This is a genomic window from Phyllobacterium zundukense (assembly GCF_002764115.1).
GTDB lineage: Bacteria > Pseudomonadota > Alphaproteobacteria > Rhizobiales > Rhizobiaceae > Phyllobacterium > Phyllobacterium zundukense.
The window spans coordinates 850,958-873,460 of the sequence record NZ_CP017940.1 but is presented as its reverse complement, the minus strand read 5'-3'; the positions used below and the strand labels follow the sequence as shown (position 1 = coordinate 873,460).

The following is a 22,503-nucleotide window of genomic DNA, read 5'->3' as shown; positions in this document are numbered from 1 at the left end:
GGACAATTGCCCGGCCTTAAGTTTTGAAGGATGCTGTTTCCAGCAAAACCTCCAGAGGGGAACACTTGCGGGCGCGCAAATGGGAGGAGGAGACGCACCGGCAAGTGATGTGGATATGAGGCCTTTGACCTTTTCCCGCAACATCCAATTGTGCATTGCACCCATGCGCCGAACGCATAGCGGCGAATTCATGCGTGATATTGGAATTTCAGACGCCAATTATGGGCGATTGAACAAAACAATGCTGCGGACTTAGGGCTGACGGGAAAGAAAAACTTTTCGGAAAAAGGCCCAAAAAGGAGTCTAGTACGACCACGTACGCGCTTTGGAGAAAAGGAAATCTCGAAACACGTGCAATTTCGCAGAGTTTTTGATTCCTTCCGGGTAACAGAAGAACGTATCGAAGGACGGCAATTCCATTTCCGGCAAGAGCCGGACCAGCGTCGAGTCCTTCTCCACCATATAATCCGGCAGAACGCCGAGGCCGACGCCCTTCTGGATCGCCCGCTTGATCGACAGGAGATTGTTGATCTGCAGGACGGCGGGCCGCAAATTGCCATCTGACCGGCCGATCACCTCCAGCCAGTTGAGATTGGTGAGATAGGACGGTGCAGGCTCGCCGAAGCTGACGATGCGATGGGTATCGATCTCTTCGATACTTTCAATCTTGCCATATTTGGCAATATAGGCGGGCGATGCGTAGACGTGCATGTGCACGGTAAAGAGCCGCCGCTGGATCAGGTCAGGCTGCTGCGGCTGGCGCAGGCGGATGGCACAATCCGCGTGACGCATCGTCAGATCAAGCTCCTCATTGTCGAGCAGCAATTGCAACTGGACTTCCGGGTAGAGTTCGATGAACTCCTGCACGCGCTCGATCAACCAGCCAGAACCAAGGCCAACTGTGGTCGTTACACGCAGTTTCCCCGATGGCCTGTCCTTGCTCTCGGTCAGGCGCGAGCGAACATTTTCCAGCTTCATCAGGACTTCATGGGCCGTCCGATACAGCACTTCGCCCTGCTCGGTGAGGATAAGTCCGCGGGCATGGCGATGAAACAGCGGAACACCGACATCCTGCTCAAGCGCACTGACCTGACGGGAAATGGCCGATTGCGACAGATGCAGCGTCTCGGCGGCATGGGTGAACGACCCCGCCTCCGCAGCAGCATGAAATATTCGCAGCTTGTCCCAATCAAGCGACATCGCGCAGTCTCTCCCCGTTCCGGCCACGCATTTCGCGGCCAGCTCCATTCTAGCGGCTGCTATTCAGCAGCTTGACGCACTGGTTCCTGAGCGGCCAGCCAACGTTCGGCTTCCAGAGCTGCCATGCACCCCATTCCGGCCGCAGTGACCGCCTGACGATAGATATCATCCGTGACATCCCCGGCGGCAAAGACGCCCGGCACATCTGTTGCGGTTGAATCTGCCGCGGTCCAGAGATAGCCATTCGGCTTGTGCTTGAGTTTCCCCTTGAAAAGCTCGACCGCGGGCGCGTGGCCAATGGCGACAAAAACGCCGTCCGTGGCCAGTTCCGTTGTTTCGCCGGTCTTGACGTTCTTCAGGCGAACGCCGGATACCGATGCCGGAAGCGGTGACTTGGCTACCGTGCCGGTGATCTCGTCAATGGCCTTATCCCAGATAACCTTGATGTTTTCTTTGCGGAACAGACGGTCCTGCAGGATTTTTTCCGCGCGGAACTGATCGCGGCGATGCACGATCGTGACCGATTTTGCCAGATTGGCGAGATAAAGCGCCTCTTCGACCGCCGTATTGCCGCCACCGACGACCACGACATCCTTGTTGCGATAGAAGAAGCCATCGCATGTGGCACAGGCGGAAACGCCGAAGCCCATGAAGGCCTGTTCAGTCGGAATGCCGAGCCATTTCGCCTGTGCGCCGGTCGCGATGATCAGCGCATCGCAGGTATATTGTGTGCCGCCATCGCCGATGAGACGGAACGGCCGGACGGACAGATCGACTTCCGTGATGATGTCGTGAATAATCTCGGCGCCGACATGCTCGGCCTGGATGCGCATCTGCTCCATCATCCACGGACCCTGCACCGTATCGGCATAACCCGGATAATTTTCCACGTCGGTCGTGATCATCAGCTGGCCACCCTGCTGCAGGCCGGCCACGATGAGCGGCTTCAGGTTTGCGCGGGCCGCATAGATCGCCGCCGTATAGCCGGCGGGACCGGAACCGATGATAAGAACGGGCACATGGCGCTGTGACATAACAAGACCTTGAATTGATATCAGCTCGACATACGATAGGTGGCACGAACCGGGGTTTGCTTTCAATCGCTATAAAGTAGTGGTTCAGCCCCCTTTGTTGCAAGGTCTGTGCATAACATAGGCCGGTTAGCCACAGCTTCTATGCTGCATTGCGAGGTTTCCTGCTCGTTGTATCGCTTCCCAGAACCGGTTATGACGCATCAGATGTCAAAATTACGATCCGGGGGCATCCTATTCTTCGTATCAGCCAGCCACGCCACAGTGAATGCCGAACCTGTTTGCAACCTGCGCGGGATACATTACACAGCGCGGGGAATCGCCTATGGTGACCACAATTCTCTTGGGACAGGATAAAATATGCCTTTGAAGGCTGACCTCGATGCAATCGACTGGAAGATCCTGAAACAGCTGCAGGATAATGGCCGTATCACCAATGTGGAACTGGCCGAGCGCGTCGGTATTTCGGCGCCCCCCTGTTTGCGCCGTGTCCGCAAGCTGGAAGAGAGCGGCGTCATTCAGGGTTACAGGGCGATCCTCAACGGTTCGATCCTGGGGCAGGACATCGTGGCGTTCTGCATGATCCGCCTGCACCGGCAATCCGATGCCGATCTGAAAAGCTTCGCCGAGAAAACGCGAGACTGGGTCCTGGTGCGCCGGGCCTGGATGGTGTCGGGCGAGTCCGATTTCCTGCTCCACTGCGTCGCCAGTGACCTCACCACCTTCCAGAATTTCGTCATCGAGGAACTGACATCGACGCCCAATGTCGACTCCGTTCGCACATCGCTGACGATCAGGTCGGTCAAGAACGAACCGCTGATGGTACTCTAGCGGCGAAATCGATTATTGAGATACAGCGTCACCCGGTAATAGGGCCGCAGGATTTCCCGGCCAAGCCGGTCAAGAAACGTCTTGTTCTTGTCCTGAACCACCGTCCCGCCCAGATTGAAATCGATCTCACGAATGGTGATAGGCCGTGCTGACAGGATCCGTACCGGATGCAGCCAACGCATCTGGATTGTCGTATCCACCGGCCGGTCGAACCGCTCCGTCGCCGCCAGAAGCGCAATCGCCGCATCGCGCCCGACAAGTTGCGCCTGCATGCCAAGTCCCGGCAATTCCGGCTCGATAATGCTGCCGGCGCCTTCCCGGGCAATTTCCGGTCCCTTTTCGCCCCTTGGCCAGCGAGGAAAGCGGATATAATCAGCTGGTTGCAGGACAGCGATGGCTTGGCTCAACTGCACCGCAAAGGCAGCATCGTCCACATCGACATCATCCTCGATGACGAGACCAGCATCGAGATTGCGATCAACGATGGTTTGCCAGGCTTTGCGGTGGGATAGAAAGCAGGCGACTTCCGAAACACGCAACTTGAAGGGGTAAAAGGGGCTGTGAAGCGAGCGCGCATAGACAGCGTCGATGTCACCATCGCGCATGTCGAGCGCATCCACCGCGTCGATGATCTCCGCGTTCACCGGCAAGCGCCCGATCAACCGGCGCACATGTTCGCCGCGTTTCGTAGCGCGCTTGAGATGGATGATGAATGCCGCAACCTTCACCGCCGTGATCCATCGTCAAACAGCTGCTCATAGACTTCGAGTATCTTGGCGGCCTCTTTTTGCAGCGGGAACTTTTCCCTGACATGGGCGAGGCCCGACCTGCCAGCCCTTTCGCACATCGCCGTATCCGCGAGATAGGGAGCAATCGCCGCTTCGAGCGCAGGGCCATCCCCGGCAGGAACAACGGTTCCGGTTCCGGGCTCGATCATCTCGGCGTAGGCACCCGCGTCGCTCGCCACGACGGCGGTCTGCGAGGCCATCGCCTCGAGCGGTGTCAGGCCAAAGCCTTCATTGCGTGAAGGAGCCACATAAAGGGTCATCCTGCGATACCAAAGGCGCACATCCGGCACCTCACCCAGGAACACAATCCGATCGCCGAGCCCTGCCCGTGCAATCTTGTCGCGCAGCGCCTGTTCAAAGCCCTTGTGCTCCGCAGTCGTCCGGCCGGACATGACCGCGGTCCACTGCGGATATCGCGGCAGAAGATTGATCATGGCGTCAACGAACAGGTCAGTGCCTTTCGAAGGCCGGATACGCCCGGAACAGCCGACGAGATACTGCCCCGGAAGCCCCGATGCAGAGAATTTGTCCTGGTCATCCTGTGGCGGGTGAAACAGCTCCGTATCGACACCGTGCATGATCACCGTGTGCGGCACTTTCAGAAAACTGCCTGACTTGCCGCTCGTTGCAATCACGGCGTTCATTTGCCGGATCAGCCATTTGGTGAAGGGTTTGTGGTCGCGTTGCGCCGCGGAGGTAAACAGCAGCTTCAGTTTCATGCGCAGGACCGAGCGCATGAAAATGCCGGCGATCATTTCATTGTTGCGGCGCGCATGCCAGATACGGAATGGCCGGGTCCTCGGCTTGAACCAGAGACGGGGGAGCGAAGCCCATCCGATGCTGGGCAGATCGGCCGGCAACCCCGGGCCCATTGTCACGATCTTGAGACCATTCGCCCGCTGTAGCGGGATAAGTTGAATGATCGTCGAGGTGACTCCCGAAAGCTTGCGCTTGAAATTCGGAGCGATCACCTCGACGTTGCTCACGGTATCAAACGACACCGCGTTAAACGAATCTGAAACCGATGATTTCGTAGGACCGGGCACCGCCAGGTGCGATGACTTCAATCGTGTCACCTTCGCTCTTGCCGATCAGCGCACGTGCAATCGGCGAAGAAATGGAAATGCGGCCAGCCTTGGGATCAGCTTCCTGATCGCCAACAATCTGGTAGATCCTTTTCTCCTCAGTGTCCTCGTCGATCAAATGGATCGTGGCGCCAAATTTGATCGTGGCGCCTGACAGCTTCGAAATATCGATGATCTCTGCACGAGCGGTGTAATCCTCGAGCTCGCCGACGCGGCCCTCATTGTGGCTCTGCGCTTCCTTGGCGGCGTGATACTCGGCATTTTCCGAAAGGTCGCCATGGGCGCGCGCCTCCGAAATCGCCGCGATAATGCGAGGACGCTCTTCCTGTTGGCGCCAGCGCAATTCTTCCTTGAGCTTGTCGAATCCAGCCTGAGTCATCGGGACCTTTTCCATGCCCTCTCCTTTCGTAGACAGTGTCGAGCAGCGCTCCAACGAGGCCGCGCGGCACAAAAAGAAAACGGTCGCCGAAGCTCAAGACTTCGGAACCGTTCAGTCATTCGTCCCCTAATATAGCATTGTTTCCGGCAATTTCACGAACAAAGTGGAAAATGTCGCAACACTCAACTTGCAACCGGCGACTGAACCGGAATCAAACAGCCATTCACGTCACTGTGACACGACGGATGCATGGATTATGCGCAAAATGTCATCATGGGATCGAATGAGGGAACGCCTCCAATGAAAAAAAGCTTGAGCATTGCATTCCTGAGCACGTCTGTTGCGCTGCTGGCCTCGTCCATGAACGCGCACGCCAAGGACTACAGAACCGAAACCGCCGTAAGGATTTCAGCGCAGACAGTCGCCGAGGGGCTCGATCATCCCTGGGGGCTGGCTTTCCTTCCTGATGGCGCCCTACTTGTCACTGAGCGCAGCGGAACCATACGTATCGTCAAGGACGGCAGAGTATCGGAGCCGGTTGCCAATGTCCCTGAAGTCGCCGTTGGCGGCGAAGGTGGTCTTCTCGATGTCACGCTTGCACCGGATTTCGCCACAAGCGGCTTGATCTTTTTCAGCTATTGCGAACCGGGAAAGGGCGGGTCCGGTACGGTTCTGACGCGCGCCAAGCTCGTTCGTTCTGCAAACAGCGCTTCACTTGAAGACGTGAAGGTGCTGGTGCCTGCCAGTAAAAAAACGAAAAGCTCGAATCATTTTGGTTCGCGCATTGTGTTTGCGCCGGACGGCAAGCTGTTCGTGACCATGGGTGATGAGGGTGAAAAAATGCGGGCCCAGGATTTCAAGGATCGGGCCGGTGCCGTGCTTCGGATCAACGCGGACGGTACCATTCCAGCGGACAATCCGTTCGCTGATGGCAAAAAAGGCTTGCCGGAGATCTGGTCCAAGGGACACCGCAACCAGCAAGGCGCGGTCTGGGATCCCGTCACCCAATCGCTATGGACTGTCGAGCACGGCGCCAAGGGTGGCGATGAAATCAATCAGCCACAGGCTGGCAAGAACTATGGCTGGCCAATCATAACCTATGGCAGAGATTACTCCGGCGCGAAAATTGGCATAGGAACCGCAGCGGAAGGCTACGAACAGCCCCTGTATTATTGGGATCCCTCGATCGCACCTTCGGGATTGGCGGTTTATGAAGGGCCGATGTTTCCGGAGTGGAAGGGCGATCTCCTCGTCGGGGCACTGAAATCCCAGATGCTCGTACGACTGGACCGCGACGAGAAAGGCGTCATCAAGGGCGAGGAACTTCTTCTCGAAGGCGAGTTTGGGCGTATCCGCGATGTGCGCGTTGCAAGCGATGGCTCGATCTATCTGCTTACCGATGACAGCAACGGGGAAATCATCCGGCTGACGCGCACGCCACAGACCTGACGTTCAAGGCACTCTCTTGGCTGATGCTCTTGCCGACGTAAATTGCAATCTGTAGACATCCCGTCGCGGGATTTCAGGTGACCGCAGAATCTGTGGGATCATCATGACGCATGGCCGTGCCAATATTTTGCTGCTTGCTGCTGGAGCCATCTGGGGCCTGGGTTTCGTGGCGCAGTCGAGTGCCATGGACAGTGTCGAACCTTTCATGTTCATCACCCTGCGCTTTTTGCTCGCAGTGCTTACCGTAACGCCACTTGCGATCCGCGAAGCAAAGGCAGCCCCGAAGAAGCTCTCGCATTCCGACTATTTCGGCTTTGCCGTCATCGGGTTGATGCTTTTTGCAGGGGCAGCGCTCCAGCAGATCGGCATGCAGACAACGTCTGTCACAAATGCCGGCTTCCTGACCGGGCTCTATGTGGTCATGGTGCCGTTCCTCGCTGTCCTGCTTTTCTGGCAATGGCCACATCCTGTCGTGTGGCCTTGCGCGCTGACCGCACTTGCCGGCATTTATCTCCTATCAGGGGGACTCCTGGAAGGACTGACGACTGGCGATTGGCTGATCGTTGCATGCGCTGTCTTCTGGGCATTGCAGATCATCTTCATCAATCGCATTGCCGCAAATAACGGCAGGCCGATCATGCTTTCACTTGTACAGTTTGCTGTATGCGCTGTGCTTGGCTTCATCGTGACCCTTGGAACAGAACGCACCGAACTTTTTTCGATTATCGCCGCTGCACCGGAAATTCTCTTTGCCGGGATCATCTCGTCCGGCATCGCTTTCACACTGCAGGCCGTTGGTCAGCGCTTCACAACTGCGCCGCAGGCGGCCATCATGCTGTCTTCCGAAGCGTTGTTCGCGGCTCTTTTCGGCGCGCTTATGCTGGGAGAGCGCATGTCACTTCAGGGAGCGACCGGCTGCGCGCTCATCTTCATCGCAATGATTACGGTTGAGCTTATTCCGGCTCTTCGAAGTCGTGCCGAAGTCAAGCCTTGAAGATCAGCGTCGCGCCGCCGGCAATCAGAATGAAACCGGCCACATGCTGCCAGGTGAATGATTCCTTCAGGTAAAACACCGAGAACAGGCTGAAAACAACCAGCGTGATCACTTCCTGCATGGTCTTGAGTTCCGCCGTCGAATAGACCGCATGCCCGATGCGATTTGCCGGAACGGCGAACCAATATTCCACCAGCGCGATACCCCAGCTGATGAAGACAACTGGCGTGAGCGCCGCCGCCGGATATTTCAAATGCCCGTACCAGGCGAAAGTCATGAACACGTTGGACGCAATAAGAAATATGATCGGCAGGATGGAAGGCGATAAGAAGGTTGGCATGATGGTTCTTTCGGGAGGAAAGGAGAGGCTTGTTGTGCAGTGCACTAATTGCATCGTTGAATGCAGCAAAATCAAGCCACTTCAATAGAAAATGCCGCCACATTCCCGACGCAGGCGTTAATTGTCGCACTGACCTTTCCTTTACAATTTGTCTCTATTTTTAGCTGCATCCGCCTGCGTATCGGGCAAACGGGATGTGGTGACATGAGTTTTGCGTTGTCGTCCGCTATGAACTTGAAGCGCGTTTCAACCATTCTGGCTCTGTGCAGCTGCATGGCGCTCAGTGCTTGCGGCATGGGCGATGTGAGGCGTCCAATGGCCGATGTGGGTAATGGCACGGATACCCCCGTGGCCGATCAATCGCTGGCGAGCGAGGAGAGCCAGCAAGTAGCGAGTGAGGCAACTGAGCAGTTATCCAACCCGCAATCAGGCGAGTTCGCCGTGCAGGAGCCCGAGGTGCTATCTGTGCCGGACGCCGGACAGCAGCCGGATACACTTGTCGTGCCGGACGCCCCGCAGGTCGCCGAGCCGAAACCCTACTCCCTGCCGGAATCGGAGCCGGCCTCCGATGATGCCGAAAGCTATGGCTATCCCGGGGGTATTCGCGATCCCATTGCCCGCGGTGAAAGTGCCGTGGCCATGTCAGGAAGCGAGGTCGCCTGTCGCACCCAGCTGAAACGGCTTGGCGTCGTCTTCCAGGAACGCGAACCCATCAATGACGGCGGCGTTTGCCGGATCGATCACCCGCTCACGGTTAGCGGATTTTCGAGCGGACGGATCAAACTGAAGCCGAGCGCAACATTAAACTGCCAGATGACGCTTGCCTTCGCGCGCTGGGTCAAGGGCGATCTCTCGCCTTCGACTCGGCTGCGCTACCTCTCGGGGATCAATACGATTCATCAGGCATCGAGTTATTCCTGCCGCACCATGAGCAATCAGCGCGGCAGGGCCATGTCCGAACATTCCAAGGGCAACGCACTCGACATTGCCAAAATTACGCTCAACAATGGCCGTGATATCAAGGTGCAGAAACCCGGCTTCTTTGCCTTTCGTCAACGGGGCCTCTTGAATACCGTTCGCTCTGACGCTTGCGATTATTTCACAACGGTTCTCGGTCCGGGCTATGACCGGTTCCACCGTGATCATTTCCATTTCGACCTGATGCAACGCCGAAGCGGCCACCGCGCCTGCCGCTAGACAGTCAGGTTTTGACCGGATGATCTGCCTCAGCCTGACCGAAATACTCCCAGATCGTGACAATGATCAAAATGCCGCTCGTCGACGCACCAAGCATGAGCGGCGACAGGTTTGCAGCAAAGAAGGTCAGAACTGCACATAGCCCCAGGCCGACCAGGTGAGAGAGCGGCACTCTACCGGCGATATAGCGTTTGAATAGCAGATTCCCGGCGAGATAAAGCGCGGTTCCGCCAATCGAGGTCCAGATCGTGGCAGCATCCGAATGACCTGTCGGGTGTGCGAGAATGAGCTCATCCGAGACGGCGACGACGATAATACCGGCCACAAGCAGAACGTGGACATAAGTATAGGCCACGCGCGCAATCCTGCCGGGATCATCGGTAGCCGCGATCTTGTGGTGGGCTGCCGATTGACCGACGTTGAAATAAACCAGCCACATGGCGACCGAGGCAACGAAGGTCGTCAGGAATGCAGAAAAGGCGATGAAATTCCACTCCTGATCGGCAAAAGTAGCGCCTGAAACAAGAATCGACTCCCCCAACGCGATAATGATGAACAGCGCGGCTCGCTCCGCCATATGGTTGCCATCCACATCCCAATCGCCTGTCGACGACGCGCCCAGACCCGGCAGCCAGAAACCGAACGCAGGCCCCAGCAATTCAATTGCCAAAGCGATGGGCCAAAGGAAGAGCCGGCTTTCCGGCTCGGCAAAACCGCCGGCAACCCAAAACGAACCCGAAATGGCGAGCCAGATCGTGATCCGCAGGAAATTCCGGTAATTGGCGCGATTGTGGTGACGCAACGCCCAGATCATGAAGATCGATCGGCCAAGTTGCATAAAAACGAAGGCACACGCGAATACCAATCCCCGTTCGCCGAATGCGGTCGGAATTGAAGTGGAAAGCACCAGTCCGGCCAGCATCAGCACGAACAGCATGATCCGCACTGGCGGGGTGGCCGGATCGAGCCAATTGGTGCACCACATCGTATAGACCCAGACCCACCAGATCGCTGCGAGCAGCAAGGCACTCTCGGCAAGCCCCTTGAGGCTCAGATCGTGGAGCAGCAAATGCGATATCTGTGTGATGGCGAAGACGAAAACGAGGTCGAAAAACAGCTCGACGAAGTCGACTTTCGCGCTGTCGATCTCACCGCGCCTGCGTGAGTAGTCTTGAATTGCTCCGAAAAATGCCACTTTCTTGCCCCAATTTCTCAAACGCTTTCTGCCTAAAATGGAATGGTTTTGGTCAAATATGAAACGCTTTTCACAGAAGTGGAAATGCTTTTTTCCTGAGATGGAACAGGAGCTTGGTCGATACTCGCTGCATCCAAGGCCCATGTCAAAAGCCGCTCAGGTCTTGATTGCCGTAGCTGCAATTTTCCAACTGAAAGTTCTCATCTGAGAACATATTCCTATTTCAGCCTCCTGACAAACGCTACTTGCCACCGGCTTTTCGATGCTTGTTTAATGCGAGGATTCGTAATCCCGGGAGGACACCATGCGTTTCACTGACCGCTATCCGATCATCGTCACCAATCGAAAGGAGGCCTGTCGCGATTTCTGGATCCGGCATTTGGGCTTTTTCAGCGGCTTCGACAGCACCTGGATCTCCTGGCTGACGACGGAGGATCAATCGGCGTCGATCGCCTTCATGACCCCCGACCATCCATCCGCCCCGCCCGGCCCTGATAATTTCAGCGGAAAGGGCATGTGTTTCGAACTTCAGGTTGAGGACGCCAAGGCAGCATTTGAAACGATCGGCGCCACCGGCCTCAAGATCGAATATCCTTTGATAGACGAGCCTTTCGGCCAACGCCGTTTCGGTTTCCATGATCCTTCTGGCCTGTGGATCGACATTGTCGAACAGACCGAAGCGGAGGCCGGGTTCTGGGACAAATATATGATCGGCAGTCAGAGTTAGTAGGGTCAGGACCTGGTCGCGGGCACCGGCGTCGGCTTGCCGCTCTTGTCGAGCGCGACCATGACGAAATCGGCGTGGGTGACCAGCTCCATCAAATCCGAGAGATACCGCTGCGCCCAGGCCTCGACCTTCAGTGTAATCGACGTACGGCCGACATGGGCGATATGGGTGTAGACGCACAGCGTATCGCCAATCTTGACGGGCTTGGCGAAGGCCATTTCCTTCACCGCTGCCGTCACCACGCGTCCCCTCGCCCGTTCCGCCGCCCGTATGCCGCAGGACAAATCCATCTGCGCCATGACCCAGCCACCGAAAATATCGCCTGCCGCGTTGGCGTCAGCCGGCATTGCGAGCGTACGCAGGGTCAATTCGCCAATCGGCTTCGTCTCTTCGGTCAATTGCAGTCTCCATCAATGATTGCGGTTCGGCCAATGATTGCGGTTCGGCCAATGATGCGGTGCGACAGCGGGATTGAAAAGGGGGCACGTGCGAGAACTGTCGGAAACCCGACATAGCGGGTCGTTGCGCGGTTTCAGGAATACTCCGGCTGTGGCCTAGTCTCTCTCTAGCAGCGAACGTCAGGAGTAAGCCATGAAAGTAACCGATGTCAAAACCTTCGTGGTCGGCAATCCACCGCCTTCCTTTGGCGGCACCTGGTTCCTCTTTGTCAAACTCACGACCGATTCCGGTGTAGTTGGCTATGGCGAAGCCTATAATTCGACCGTAAGTCCGCAAATCATGCGCAAGGTCATTGAAGATGTCGCCGAGCGCTGGCTCATCGGCGAAGACCCGCATCATATCGAGCGATTTTTCCGCCGCTCCTATTCCGGAGGTTTCACCCAGCGTCCGGACGTGACGATCATGGGCGCGGTTTCAGCGCTGGAAATGGCCTGCTGGGATATTATCGGCAAGGAAGCGGACAAGCCGGTCTACGAACTGCTCGGCGGCATGGTGCATCAGCGCTTGCGCAGCTACACCTATCTCTACCCGAAGCCGGAACTTGGAGAGACGTCCGCCATCTACTGGAACGCTGAAGCCTCGGCCGAGCGCGCGGCCGAATATGTCGCGCAGGGCTATACCGCGGTTAAGTTCGATCCGGTTGCTCCCTACACTTCGTTTGATCCCCGGCAGCTTTCGCTTGAGCAGCTCGATCTTGGCGAGAAATTCGTTCGTCTCGTGCGCGAGGCCGTTGGTTCCAAGGCCGATCTGTTGTTTGGCACCCATGGCCAGATGACACCGACCAGCGCCGTGCGGCTGGCAAAGCGGCTCGAGCCCTATGATCCGCTCTGGCTGGAAGAGCCGGTACCGCCGGACATGCCGGAGAATATGGGCTATGTGCAGCAGCATACGTCCATTCCCATCGCTGCCGGCGAGCGCCTGACGACCAAGTATGAGTTTCAGCGGTTGCTGGTGAACAGGGCAGCAAACATCTTGCAGATGAATCTTGGCCGCGTCGGCGGCATTCTTGAGGCCAAGAAGATTGCCGGAATGGCAGAGACCTTTCACGCACAGATCGCGCCGCATCTCTATTGCGGCCCTATCGTCGGTGCAGCCAACATCCAGATATCAACGTGCAGTCCGAACTTCCTTATTCTCGAATGTATTCAGGCCTTCGGCGGCTTCCACGCCGACATCCTGAAGAAGCCGATCCAGTGGGAAAACGGTTACGTCATTCCATCGTCGGAACCCGGTCTTGGCGTGGAATTGAATGAAACGGTTGCAGAAGCCAACGCATACGATGGGCATGAACTCCATCTCAACATGGGAAGCGATCCGCTGATTGTCTGATAGGCTCGGCACGTGGCAAGTGTTGGAAAATTGTCACGAGCCTAGGCTATCGGGTATTTGAGGCGCGGCTGGTGATCGCTTTTGGGTTGCAGCGCCAGGCTGAATGCTGTTTCTAACTCGCGCGACTGCGGATCGGAGTTGAGGTCATGACTGTTTCGCGCTTGTCGGCATTTTTGCTTGTCATGCTCATGCTTGCCGGTTGTGGCGGGCGCGCCGTTCTTGGTCTCGATGCACGCAACGTCATCAAGGCCAATGCTGCAGTGCCAGCACCTGTTGTCAATGACAAGACCGGCCCGAAAGCGGTCGTACCTGTTTTCGTTGCGACCAGCCGTGAGCGCTCGGACGACCTCTCCCAGCCCTACTCGTCGAAACGCTCGTCGACCCTGAATTTCGCCCGCGTCGACATCGGCATTCCGCCCAATCACAAGAACGGCGAAGTGGAAAAATCCAGTAGCAAGCCAAATCCGGCCCGGCATTTTGCAGCAACCACTTTCCAGCCTTACGACAACGGTCAAATCTTCGTCGACAGGATCAATGCAGAACTTGCAAGGCGCCCTGCCGACAAGCGTGAGATTTTCATCTTTGTCCACGGCTATAATAACAACTTTGCCGACGGTGTCTTTCGCCAAGCTCAAATCGCCCATGATTACGGCCTTCCCGCCGTCGCGGTCCATTATTCCTGGCCATCGGCCGGTGCTGTGGGGCTCTATGTCTATGACCGCGACAGTGCGACTTATGGCCGGGAGGGGCTGGCCGAACTATTGCAGCTCATTGCCAGGACAAAAGCCACCAGGACCTTGCTCGTCGGCCATTCGATGGGCTCGTTTGCCGTCATGGAAGCGCTCACCAAACTCGCAGAAACCGGCCACCGCGACGTGCTCCGCCACTTGTCCGGAGTGATGCTCGCGGCACCCGATATCGATGTCGACGTGTTCCAGTCGCAAGTCGCGGATATTGGCGAACTGCCAAGACCGTTTGTCGTCCTCGTATCGCGTGCGGACCGCGCATTGAACGTATCGGGCCGCATTACCGGCGGCCACGCACGTGTCGGCGACGGTTCAAGCATCCCCATGCTGCAGAAGCTCGGCATTCTGGTTCTGGACGCGTCGGAACTCGATGGCGGGTCGCATGGCGTCTTCGCAAGCTCTCCAACACTTATGGCAATGTCCCGCAGCGGGCAGCTATCGGAAAGAATACTTGAGGGCGACGAGACCCCGACCGGGCAAGCGATCCTGGCCGACGGAACATCTGCTATTTCCGGTGCAGCTTCTCTCGTAATTTACCTTCCTGCCCGGCTTCTGGGTGCCATGCGATAGCGCGCAAGAACGCGCAAAAAATAAATTTGTCGCGCAGTAACTTTGTGTCATGATTCCGCTGTATTTTTCAGAAGAATCTGCTCATATATCAATTGCATTCCTCCCCCTTTTGAAAGATCGATCCGTGCCTCTCCATATCGAGCTTATCGGCAGCCTTGCCGCCGTGATTACCACCCTGTGCTGGATCCCGCAGATCATCAGGATTGTCCGGCATCGGGATACAGCAAGTATTTCGCTCGTAACCAATGTCTCGCTCGTTTTGGGTGTTTTCCTCTGGTTGGTCTATGGAATGATGATTAGTTCCTGGCCAGTCATGGCCGCGAACGGGGTAACACTTCTGCTGATCCTCACGATCCTAGGCCTTAAACTGCGCTATGGCTGACAAGGCTCCGCGCCTTGCCATCGCAGATTGAGCAGATCCTGAAAATACAATTCCGAATGCGTTTCGCTTCAATCCGGCCATCGCCATGCTGAAACAACCTTTGTTTCAGCAGCAGGATCTAAGCAGCGTGCCAGCAATCTTTCATATTAAATCGAGAGAATACGATAGTCAGTGCCTCGAACTCCGCTTCCGCTTCAACGATAAATACCAGCACATCGTTCGGGACACGCTAGGCGACTGGATTATCTACTATCAACCCATGCCGCGGGCTGGAAAACGTAAAATTCGTCCGGCCGGGTATTTCGCGGCTGCGCGTGTGATGGCGATTCATGCCGCCGATGACTGGCCGGGTTACCTCAATGCATCCCTTCATCAGTACATTGAGTTTCCCACACCCGTGCCCTTCAGCGTGCGCGATGCTTTTCTGGCCAACCCTTATTTCGAACAGGATATGAAGGAGAGCGATGGTTCTGTGAATGCCTCGCTGGCACAGCAGTCCGTGCGAGCAATATCTGATGGGGTTTTCAGGCGGATCATGGAAGCGGGCCTCCAGACGGTCTTGCCAGATGAAGAGACGCCGCCTTCCCCGATATCATCGTGGGGCTTCTCTGAAGATCCACCCGCCACGTCGGAGCGCACGCGGATATTGACATCGCGTTCTCTGCGCGACCGGGCTTTCCGACAGATGGTCGGCGAGGCCTATGACATGGAATGCGCGATGACCGGGATCTCGATGCAGGCCCCTGATGGTACTTTCGAAGTGGAATGCGCGCACATAATGCCTGTCGAGGCAGGCGGGCCAGATTCGGCAAGCAATGGCATCGCGCTTTCGCGATGTCTTCACTGGATGTTCGACAAGGGACTTATCTCGATTGATACCGATTACCGAATCCTGAAATCGCGTCACTGTTTCCAGCCCCGGATCGATAGTCTGCTGAATGAATCAGGACAAATAAATCTGCCGGAAAACGACAGCCATCGCCCTCATCCCGAGTTTTTGCGTTATCATCGCGAGCAAATATTCCAGCGTTTCGTGCACAGCCATCCAACTGCTTGATAGGGCGCACCTCCTGACAACACTATGTCAGGAGCCTGTCCGGATGATCGACTTTTCAAAACTCAACTCTTTCCATTTTGCCGGACTCCCACCATATTCAACCTATGGTTAAATCTCCTGACAAATATAATACAGACGGTTTTGGCGAAGCACCCCAAGCTGAACTGGAAGGCACACCGCTGTCCGGTTCCATTAGTGATTGGGCAAACCAGATTACCGAAGCAACGGCAAAAACCACCCAACCGAAGGTTGCCAAGGCCAAGAAAACGGCAAGCAAGCAGTCGACTGCATCGCGGACCTCACGTGGCACTTCTATTGGCGGGTCGACCGATCCGAAGACACGGGCCGCTGCGGGTCTTAATCCCGTAGCTGGGCTCGATATCGGATTGGAAGACGCAGGCAGCATCATGCCCGGTGGGGCGACGGCCACGGTTGCAGCCCTCTCGGCGCTGATCGAAAGCGGCAATCCATTATTCAAGAATGGAACCGCCTGGCAGCCGCATCGGCCTGCCCGTCCCGAGAAATCCGAAGGCGGTATCCAGATACGGATGGAAACCGAATTCACACCTTCCGGTGACCAGCCAACTGCAATTCGCGATCTCGTTGAAGGCGTCAAAGAGGATGACAAGACGCAGGTTCTGCTTGGTGTCACCGGTTCCGGCAAGACCTTCACCATGGCCAAGGTGATCGAGGAAACGCAACGCCCGGCCTTGATCCTTGCACCGAACAAGACACTGGCGGCCCAGCTTTACGGCGAGTTTAAATCGTTCTTCCCCAACAATGCCGTGGAATATTTCGTTTCCTATTACGATTATTACCAGCCGGAAGCCTATGTGCCGCGCTCCGACACCTACATCGAGAAGGAATCGTCGGTCAATGAACAGATCGACCGGATGCGCCACTCAGCCACCCGCTCGCTGCTGGAGCGCGACGATGTGATCATCGTCGCCTCGGTATCGTGCATCTACGGTATCGGTTCAGTCGAAACCTATACGGCCATGACCTTCGAAATGAAGATCGGCGACCGTCTGGACCAGCGCGCCCTGCTCGCCGATCTGGTGGCGCAGCAGTACAAGCGCCGCGAAATGGATTTCACCCGCGGTTCGTTCCGGGTGCGCGGCGACACGATCGAGCTCTTTCCCGCCCATCTGGAAGACCGCGCCTGGCGCATTTCCATGTTCGGCGACGAGATCGAAGCAATCACGGAGTTTGATCCGCTCACGGGCCAGAAGACCGGCGACCTGCGCTCGGTGAAGATCTATGCCAACTCGCACTATGTGACGCCGCGACCGACGCTCAACCAGGCCATCAAGTCGATCAAGGAAGAGTTGAAACACCGCCTCGTCGAACTGAACGCTGCCGGACGGTTGCTCGAAGCGCAGCGGCTCGAACAGCGCTGCACCTTCGATCTGGAAATGCTGGAGGCCACGGGTTCCTGTGCCGGCATCGAAAATTATTCACGCTATCTGACAGGCCGCAAGCCCGGCGAGCCACCGCCCACGCTGTTCGAATATATTCCTGACAACGCCCTCGTCTTCATCGATGAGAGCCATGTCACGGTTCCGCAGATCGGCGCCATGTACAAGGGCGACTTCCGTCGTAAGGCAACGTTGGCCGAGTACGGATTTCGCCTGCCCTCCTGCATGGACAATCGTCCATTGCGGTTCGAGGAATGGGACGCCATGCGGCCGCAGACTGTTGCGGTTTCGGCGACCCCCAGCAAATGGGAAATGGAAGAGTCCGACGGCGTCTTCGCCGAACAGGTCATCCGGCCGACTGGTCTCATCGATCCGCCCGTCGAAGTGCGCCCGGCGAAATCGCAGGTCGACGACGTCCTCGGTGAAATCCGCGAAACCTCTGCAAAGGGCTATCGCACGCTTGTCACGGTTCTCACCAAGCGCATGGCCGAAGACTTGACCGAATATCTGCACGAACAGGGTATCCGGGTTCGCTACATGCATTCCGACATCGACACGCTGGAGCGGATCGAGATTCTGCGTGATTTGCGCCTTGGCGCATTCGATGTGCTTGTCGGTATCAACCTGCTGCGTGAGGGTCTCGATATTCCGGAGTGCGGCTTTGTCGCCATTCTCGATGCGGACAAGGAAGGCTTCCTGCGTTCTGAAACCTCATTGATCCAGACTATTGGCCGGGCGGCGCGCAATGTGGACGGCAAGGTCATCCTTTATGCCGATCATGTCACGGGTTCGATGGAGCGGGCGATGGCGGAAACCAATCGCCGCCGCGAGAAACAGGAGGCTTACAACACCGAACACGGCATCACGCCCGCCAGCATCAAGAAGAACATCGGCGATATTCTCAACAGCGTCTACGAACGCGACCACGTTCGCGCCGATATTTCCGATTTTGCCGAATCCGGCGCAATGATGGGCAATAATCTCAAGGCGCATCTTGAACATCTGATGAAGCAGATGCGCGACGCCGCAGATGATCTCGATTTCGAGGTCGCGGCTCGTTTGCGCGATGAGATCAAGCGTCTGCGCGAGATGGAATTGGCTATCTCGGACGATCCGATGGCGCGGGAAGTCGAGATGGAAAGCCCGGTCACGGGTCGTACCAAGGGCAGGCACAATGCTGGCCGCGCCATGCATCGTGTGGTGATCGACGAGAACGACAAGGATTCCGCGCGATTCCGCAAACCGCATCTCGACGAGATGGGCGGCGACACCACCCGTCCGCTTGGACCGGGTGCGTTCCGCAAGAATTCGCTCGATGAGATGACGGTCGGACGCACGGAAAAACCTGTTATCGGCAATGTGCCCGAAAAGCCGGCCTTTACCGGCACGAACCGGAACGATCAAACGATCATCCGCCGTGAACGGACCGGTGCTGGTTCATATGAAGAAGCATCTGATCGAAAGAAGCGCCGGCCCGGCAAGACGGGACGTCCTGGGCGGTAGCTTTCGGATCTATTCGGCGGTTTCGCCAGATCCAAAAGCCGCCTGCCCTGCTTTCAGGATTTCGTCGGCAAATTCGGGATCGTCAACGGCACGCGACAGAACCAGCGTGCCGACGAGACCCGCCATCGTGGCCAATGCTTTCTCACGTCTGGACTCTTCGGATTGTCCCGGAATTGCCTTGGCAAGAATGTCAAGCAAGGTACGTGTACCCTCGCTGAAACGCTTGCGCACAGGCCCGCTCTGTCGTGCAATATCAGGGGCCAGTGCCGCCATCGTGCATCCCGACGCCTTATTGTCGCGATGTGCTTTCAGCAGATAGGAACTGGTAATCGCTGCGAAAGCTTCGTCCGGCGATGTTTCCGCAAGCTTCGACCATTTTTCGGCCGATCGATCCATTGAAGCGGCGCAGGCCTCCGCGATGAGGTCGTCCTTGGATGCGAAATGGCCATAAAAGCCACCATGTGTCAGGCCGGCACTTTTCATTACGTCCGCCACGCCGATCCCATCGAAACCCTTCTCGCGAAATTCCCGGCTAGCAACGTCTATGATCCGCTCCCGGTTCTTGGCTGCCTGTTCCCTGCTGACACGCATGAACCAATCCTTTCAAAAAACATTGTTGACTTTTTATATGATGATCGTCATGTATAGTCAATAATTATGATCATCATTTAAAATCGACTGCGGCAGACAACTGCAAAAGGGAGAGTATCTCATGCGCTACAAGCTATTTGGCAATCATACAGGTCTCCGCGTTTCGGAGTTTGCGCTGGGCACGGGAAATTTCGGCACCGGTTGGGGCTATGGTTCCACGCCTGATATCGCGCGGCCAATCTTCGACGGCTATGCCGAAGCCGGGGGAAATTTCATCGATACGTCGGACAGCTATCAGTTTGGTCAATCGGAAGCGATGATAGGAGAATTCATTGCCCCCGAACGCGACAACTTCGTTCTTGCCACCAAATATTCACATGGCGCCTCGGCAACTCCCAGTCTCTCTGCGTCGGCAACAGTCGCAAATCCATGATCCAGGCGGTCGAAGCCAGCCTGAAACGGCTGAAGACAGACCGCATCGACCTGCTCTGGGTTCACATGTCCGATGAAATGACGCCAATTGAAGAAATCGTTCGCGGTCTCGATGATCTCGTCCGCGCGGGCAAGATCATTTATACCGGGTTCTCCAACTTCGCGGCCTGGCGCATCGCCAGTGGCGCGACCATCGCGTCCCTGCGCGGCTGGACGCCGGTGGCCGGTCTCCAGACGGAATATAGTCTCGTTGAACGCAGCGCCGAGCGTGAATTGCTGCCTATGGCCAAAGGCTTCGGGCTAGGTACCGTTGGTTGGTCGCCGCTTGGAGGAGGTTTGCTTACGGGCAAGTACCGCAGGGGTGAGGAAGGCCGTGCCACGGGCCTCGGCGTCGTTATCCAGCACGAAGACAGTCCGCAGCGAACGGCGATTATCGACGAATTGCTGGCGATTTCCGATGAAATCGGCGCGGCCCCCAGCCATGTCGGCATTGCCTGGGTTGCAGCCAAAGGTGTCATGCCGATCATAGGTCCAAAAACCGTCGAGCAGTTGCGCGACAATCTCGCTGCCGCTTCGCTTGTCCTGACCGCGGAGCATATCGACCGGCTCGACAAGGTGAGCGCCATTCCCCTTGGTGCGCCACACGAATTGCTGACCAATGCCCGTACGAGGCAACGGCTTGCCGGTGGCAAACTTGATCTCCTCGATCTCTCGTCAGCACCATTGATTTGATGCAGCACTAGCCCTCTTCCCTGAAAGACCGGACATGATCGCTCGCCGCTTCGCTCGCCCGTCGCAATGTTCATTACGGTTGGGTGGTCATCGCCGTCACGTTTCTCACTATGCTCGTAACGGCAGCGGCGGTAGGCGCGCCTGGCGTCCTGATCGTGCCATTGGAAAAGGAATTTGGCTGGGAAACTGAGCAAATCGCCACGGCCTTTTCCATCCGGCTGTTGCTGTTCGGTCTCATGGGCCCGTTTGCTGCGGCGTTCATGAACTATTTCGGCGTCCGTCGTGTGGTTTGCGTTGCATTGGCGCTGATCACTGGTGGACTGTTGGCTTCGCTGGCCATGACAGAGGTATGGCAGTTGATTCTGCTGTGGGGTATTGTCGTCGGCTTCGGAACGGGTCTCACCGCAGTGGTGCTGGGCGCTACCGTCGCCGCACGCTGGTTTACCGAACGGCGCGGCCTGGTACTCGGCATGCTGACCGCCAGTTCTGCAACTGGACAGTTGGCGTTCATGCCGCTCATGGCCTCGCTCAGCGATCATTATGGCTGGCGGACGGCGATCATGCTGATCTGTGGATTGCTGATCGTCGCAGTTGTCGCTGTTTTCTTCCTGATGCGCGAGCGGCCATCGGATGTCGGTCTTCCCGCCTATGGTGACAAGGAAATCGCCACTTCGCTGCCGGTAACCGGTGGCTTGCTGTCGCTGGTCACCATGCCTCTTTTCGTATTGAAGGAAGCATCACGCAGCAGCACCTTCTGGGTGCTTTTCGCAACATTCTATGTGTGCGGCGCAAGCACGAACGGCCTGATCGGCACACATTTTGTGGCACTGTGCGGCGACTTTGGCATGGTGCCAGTGGCTGCAGCCAGCGTGCTGGCGATGATGGGCTTTTTCGATTTTTTCGGTACGATTGGATCCGGCTGGCTGTCCGACCGGGTGGACAATCGCTGGCTCCTGTTTTGGTACTACGGACTGCGCGGCCTTTCGCTGCTCTACCTGCCCTATTCCGACTTCTCCTTCTATGGCCTGTCTCTTTTCGCCATGTTCTACGGTCTCGATTGGATCGCTACGGTCCCGCCGACAGTGAAGCTTGCAACGGATCGTTTCGGCCGCGAGAAAGCCGGGCTGGTCTTTGGATGGATATTTGCCGGCACCAGCTTGGAGCGGCTTCGGCGGCCTATGGCGGCGGTTTCGCCCGCACCGAATACGCAACCTACCTGCCAGCCTTCCTCGTCGCTGGAATTCTATGCCTCATCGCGGCACTATTGGTGCTGACACTAAGCAAGAACAGCAAGGGGAGTCCCATACCCCAGCCCGTGCCGGCAAACTGACGGTGGAATTCAGGCGGAAAGCCAATTGACGATCAGCGATTGCAAAACGCGTGCAGCCGCTGCTTCGTCGAGATTCCCACGCACCATTTCTCTGGAAATCGCCTCTGCCGCACCAATGATACCTACGCAGCGCAAACGGAGTTCGGTATCCGGCAGAGCGGTGTACGGCGCCAGGGTTGAGCAATAGAGGTCGACATAGCTGTCGATCAGTTTTGCCTGAAACCTTTCCATTTCCTCATCGCCCTTGAGCGCGGCCGAAATCGCCGACCATTCAGGACCGATCGATCGATAGCACGCCATATAGGCATCGCTCATGACCCGCGCGACATTCTCGAGCTGCTTCGGCGTTTCCTCGATCGCAGCAGCGAGTTCATCGACCTGCCGTTGGTCCAATTGCTCATAGAGCGCAATCAGCAAACCAGCGCGCGTGCCGAAATGCTCGTAGGCAATAGGCTTGCTTACGCCGGCCTGCTCGGCAAGATAACCGAGCGTCAGAGCATCGGTACCTTGCTCGCGAATAATGCAAAGCGCCGTATCCAGAAGCTGATCACGCCTCTGCGCCTTCGGCATTTTCTTCGCTGAACCATTCGCCATCCGGCATCGACCTTTCACGCCCACGGCAGTTTTTTGGCATAACAACTCTTGTAATGTTACTAGTAGTAACTTACTATTAGTAACATGGCAATAAGCGAGAGGAATCGCCCCCTCGCGTTCACCATTGTCCAGTTTCAAGAAGGA

General features: G+C 56.7%; 22 protein-coding genes and 1 pseudogene. 13 read left to right on the top strand and 10 right to left on the bottom strand.

Annotation, left to right across the window (positions count from 1 at the left end):
• Positions 1-303: 303 nt before the first annotated feature.
• Positions 304-1,200 carry a LysR family transcriptional regulator gene (locus BLM14_RS04255; RefSeq protein WP_099998239.1) on the bottom strand — a complete coding sequence of 299 codons (897 nt, stop codon included), beginning with the start codon at positions 1,198-1,200 and terminating at the stop codon, positions 304-306.
• A gap of 59 nt (positions 1,201-1,259) precedes the next feature.
• Positions 1,260-2,234 carry a thioredoxin-disulfide reductase gene (gene trxB / locus BLM14_RS04250; RefSeq protein WP_099998238.1) on the bottom strand — a complete coding sequence of 325 codons (975 nt, stop codon included), beginning with the start codon at positions 2,232-2,234 and terminating at the stop codon, positions 1,260-1,262.
• 357 nt (positions 2,235-2,591) lie between these two features.
• On the opposite strand from trxB, the gene BLM14_RS04245 reads away from it, so the two are divergent.
• Positions 2,592-3,062, top strand: a complete 471-nt coding sequence (locus BLM14_RS04245) for an Lrp/AsnC family transcriptional regulator (RefSeq protein WP_099998237.1) — start codon at positions 2,592-2,594, stop codon at positions 3,060-3,062.
• On the opposite strand, the gene BLM14_RS04240 is transcribed toward BLM14_RS04245, so the two are convergent.
• Genes BLM14_RS04240 through greA form a run of 3 tightly spaced genes read right to left on the bottom strand, consistent with a single transcriptional unit; the run spans position 3,059 to position 5,329 of the window.
• Positions 3,059-3,790 (bottom strand): glycosyltransferase family 25 protein, encoded by a 732-nt coding sequence (locus BLM14_RS04240; RefSeq protein ID WP_099998236.1) that lies wholly within the window; start codon positions 3,788-3,790, stop codon positions 3,059-3,061. The two genes, BLM14_RS04245 and BLM14_RS04240, sit on opposite strands and share 4 nt — an antisense overlap.
• Positions 3,787-4,836: a glycosyltransferase family 4 protein gene (locus tag BLM14_RS04235; protein ID WP_204251989.1), complete on the bottom strand. Its 1,050-nt coding sequence runs from the start codon at positions 4,834-4,836 to the stop codon at positions 3,787-3,789. The genes BLM14_RS04240 and BLM14_RS04235 overlap by 4 nt, the downstream gene beginning before the upstream one ends.
• A gap of 19 nt (positions 4,837-4,855) precedes the next feature.
• A complete protein-coding gene (gene greA, locus BLM14_RS04230) occupies positions 4,856-5,329 on the bottom strand; it encodes a transcription elongation factor GreA (RefSeq protein ID WP_099998234.1) in 474 nt (157 codons plus the stop codon).
• Positions 5,330-5,614: 285 nt separating this feature from the next.
• On the opposite strand from greA, the gene BLM14_RS04225 reads away from it, so the two are divergent.
• Together BLM14_RS04225 and BLM14_RS04220 are read left to right on the top strand one after the other, a co-directional pair.
• Positions 5,615-6,763 carry a PQQ-dependent sugar dehydrogenase gene (locus tag BLM14_RS04225; RefSeq protein ID WP_100001030.1) on the top strand — a complete coding sequence of 383 codons (1,149 nt, stop codon included), beginning with the start codon at positions 5,615-5,617 and terminating at the stop codon, positions 6,761-6,763.
• A gap of 103 nt (positions 6,764-6,866) precedes the next feature.
• Positions 6,867-7,757: a DMT family transporter gene (locus tag BLM14_RS04220; RefSeq protein WP_099998233.1), complete on the top strand. Its 891-nt coding sequence runs from the start codon at positions 6,867-6,869 to the stop codon at positions 7,755-7,757.
• Here BLM14_RS04220 and BLM14_RS04215 read toward each other — a convergent pair.
• Entirely contained in the window at positions 7,747-8,097 is a 351-nt protein-coding gene (locus BLM14_RS04215; protein WP_099998232.1) for a DMT family protein, read from the bottom strand. The two genes, BLM14_RS04220 and BLM14_RS04215, sit on opposite strands and share 11 nt — an antisense overlap.
• A gap of 204 nt (positions 8,098-8,301) precedes the next feature.
• On the opposite strand from BLM14_RS04215, the gene BLM14_RS32520 reads away from it, so the two are divergent.
• The gene (locus BLM14_RS32520) at positions 8,302-9,294 is read left to right on the top strand and encodes an extensin-like domain-containing protein (protein ID WP_099998231.1); all 993 of its coding nucleotides are present in this window, start codon (positions 8,302-8,304) and stop codon (positions 9,292-9,294) included.
• A gap of 4 nt (positions 9,295-9,298) precedes the next feature.
• Here the strand turns inward: BLM14_RS32520 and BLM14_RS04205 are convergent, their stop codons facing one another.
• Positions 9,299-10,489: a low temperature requirement protein A gene (locus BLM14_RS04205; protein WP_100001029.1), complete on the bottom strand. Its 1,191-nt coding sequence runs from the start codon at positions 10,487-10,489 to the stop codon at positions 9,299-9,301.
• 304 nt (positions 10,490-10,793) lie between these two features.
• Here BLM14_RS04205 and BLM14_RS04200 point away from each other — a divergent pair, with 304 nt between their 5' ends.
• On the top strand, positions 10,794-11,216 hold the full coding sequence (locus BLM14_RS04200) for a VOC family protein (protein ID WP_099998230.1): 423 nt from the start codon (positions 10,794-10,796) through the stop codon (positions 11,214-11,216).
• Between the two features lie 5 nt (positions 11,217-11,221).
• On the opposite strand, the gene BLM14_RS04195 is transcribed toward BLM14_RS04200, so the two are convergent.
• On the bottom strand, positions 11,222-11,563 hold the full coding sequence (locus BLM14_RS04195; protein ID WP_162293186.1) for an acyl-CoA thioesterase: 342 nt from the start codon (positions 11,561-11,563) through the stop codon (positions 11,222-11,224).
• Positions 11,564-11,807: 244 nt separating this feature from the next.
• Here BLM14_RS04195 and BLM14_RS04190 point away from each other — a divergent pair, with 244 nt between their 5' ends.
• The 5 genes from BLM14_RS04190 (at position 11,808) to uvrB (ending at position 18,680) form a co-directional block, all read left to right on the top strand.
• On the top strand, positions 11,808-13,004 hold the full coding sequence (locus BLM14_RS04190) for a mandelate racemase/muconate lactonizing enzyme family protein (RefSeq protein ID WP_099998228.1): 1,197 nt from the start codon (positions 11,808-11,810) through the stop codon (positions 13,002-13,004).
• Between the two features lie 146 nt (positions 13,005-13,150).
• The gene (locus BLM14_RS04185; protein ID WP_099998227.1) at positions 13,151-14,320 is read left to right on the top strand and encodes an alpha/beta hydrolase; all 1,170 of its coding nucleotides are present in this window, start codon (positions 13,151-13,153) and stop codon (positions 14,318-14,320) included.
• 124 nt (positions 14,321-14,444) lie between these two features.
• Complete coding sequence (locus tag BLM14_RS04180) at positions 14,445-14,702, top strand: SemiSWEET family sugar transporter (RefSeq protein ID WP_237143455.1); 258 nt, start codon at positions 14,445-14,447, stop codon at positions 14,700-14,702.
• A gap of 85 nt (positions 14,703-14,787) precedes the next feature.
• A complete protein-coding gene (locus BLM14_RS04175) occupies positions 14,788-15,759 on the top strand; it encodes an HNH endonuclease (protein ID WP_099998225.1) in 972 nt (323 codons plus the stop codon).
• A 104-nt stretch (positions 15,760-15,863) separates the two neighbouring features.
• Positions 15,864-18,680, top strand: coding sequence for an excinuclease ABC subunit UvrB (gene uvrB / locus BLM14_RS04170; protein ID WP_099998224.1), 2,817 nt, complete (start codon positions 15,864-15,866; stop codon positions 18,678-18,680).
• Between the two features lie 9 nt (positions 18,681-18,689).
• On the opposite strand, the gene BLM14_RS04165 is transcribed toward uvrB, so the two are convergent.
• Positions 18,690-19,271: a TetR/AcrR family transcriptional regulator gene (locus tag BLM14_RS04165; RefSeq protein WP_099998223.1), complete on the bottom strand. Its 582-nt coding sequence runs from the start codon at positions 19,269-19,271 to the stop codon at positions 18,690-18,692.
• Positions 19,272-19,392: 121 nt separating this feature from the next.
• Between BLM14_RS04165 and BLM14_RS31680 the strand changes: the two genes are divergently transcribed.
• The 3 genes and pseudogenes from BLM14_RS31680 (at position 19,393) to BLM14_RS04155 (ending at position 21,765) form a co-directional block, all read left to right on the top strand.
• Positions 19,393-19,704, top strand: coding sequence for an aldo/keto reductase (locus BLM14_RS31680; protein ID WP_237143454.1), 312 nt, complete (start codon positions 19,393-19,395; stop codon positions 19,702-19,704).
• On the top strand, positions 19,701-20,435 hold the full coding sequence (locus tag BLM14_RS04160; protein ID WP_237143453.1) for an aldo/keto reductase: 735 nt from the start codon (positions 19,701-19,703) through the stop codon (positions 20,433-20,435). The genes BLM14_RS31680 and BLM14_RS04160 overlap by 4 nt, the downstream gene beginning before the upstream one ends.
• An 83-nt stretch (positions 20,436-20,518) precedes the next feature.
• A pseudogene (locus BLM14_RS04155) lies at positions 20,519-21,765 on the top strand (MFS transporter).
• 9 nt (positions 21,766-21,774) lie between these two features.
• Here the strand turns inward: BLM14_RS04155 and BLM14_RS04150 are convergent.
• Positions 21,775-22,497 carry a TetR/AcrR family transcriptional regulator gene (locus tag BLM14_RS04150; RefSeq protein ID WP_237143452.1) on the bottom strand — a complete coding sequence of 241 codons (723 nt, stop codon included), beginning with the start codon at positions 22,495-22,497 and terminating at the stop codon, positions 21,775-21,777.
• Between the last annotated feature and the right edge of the window lie 6 nt (positions 22,498-22,503).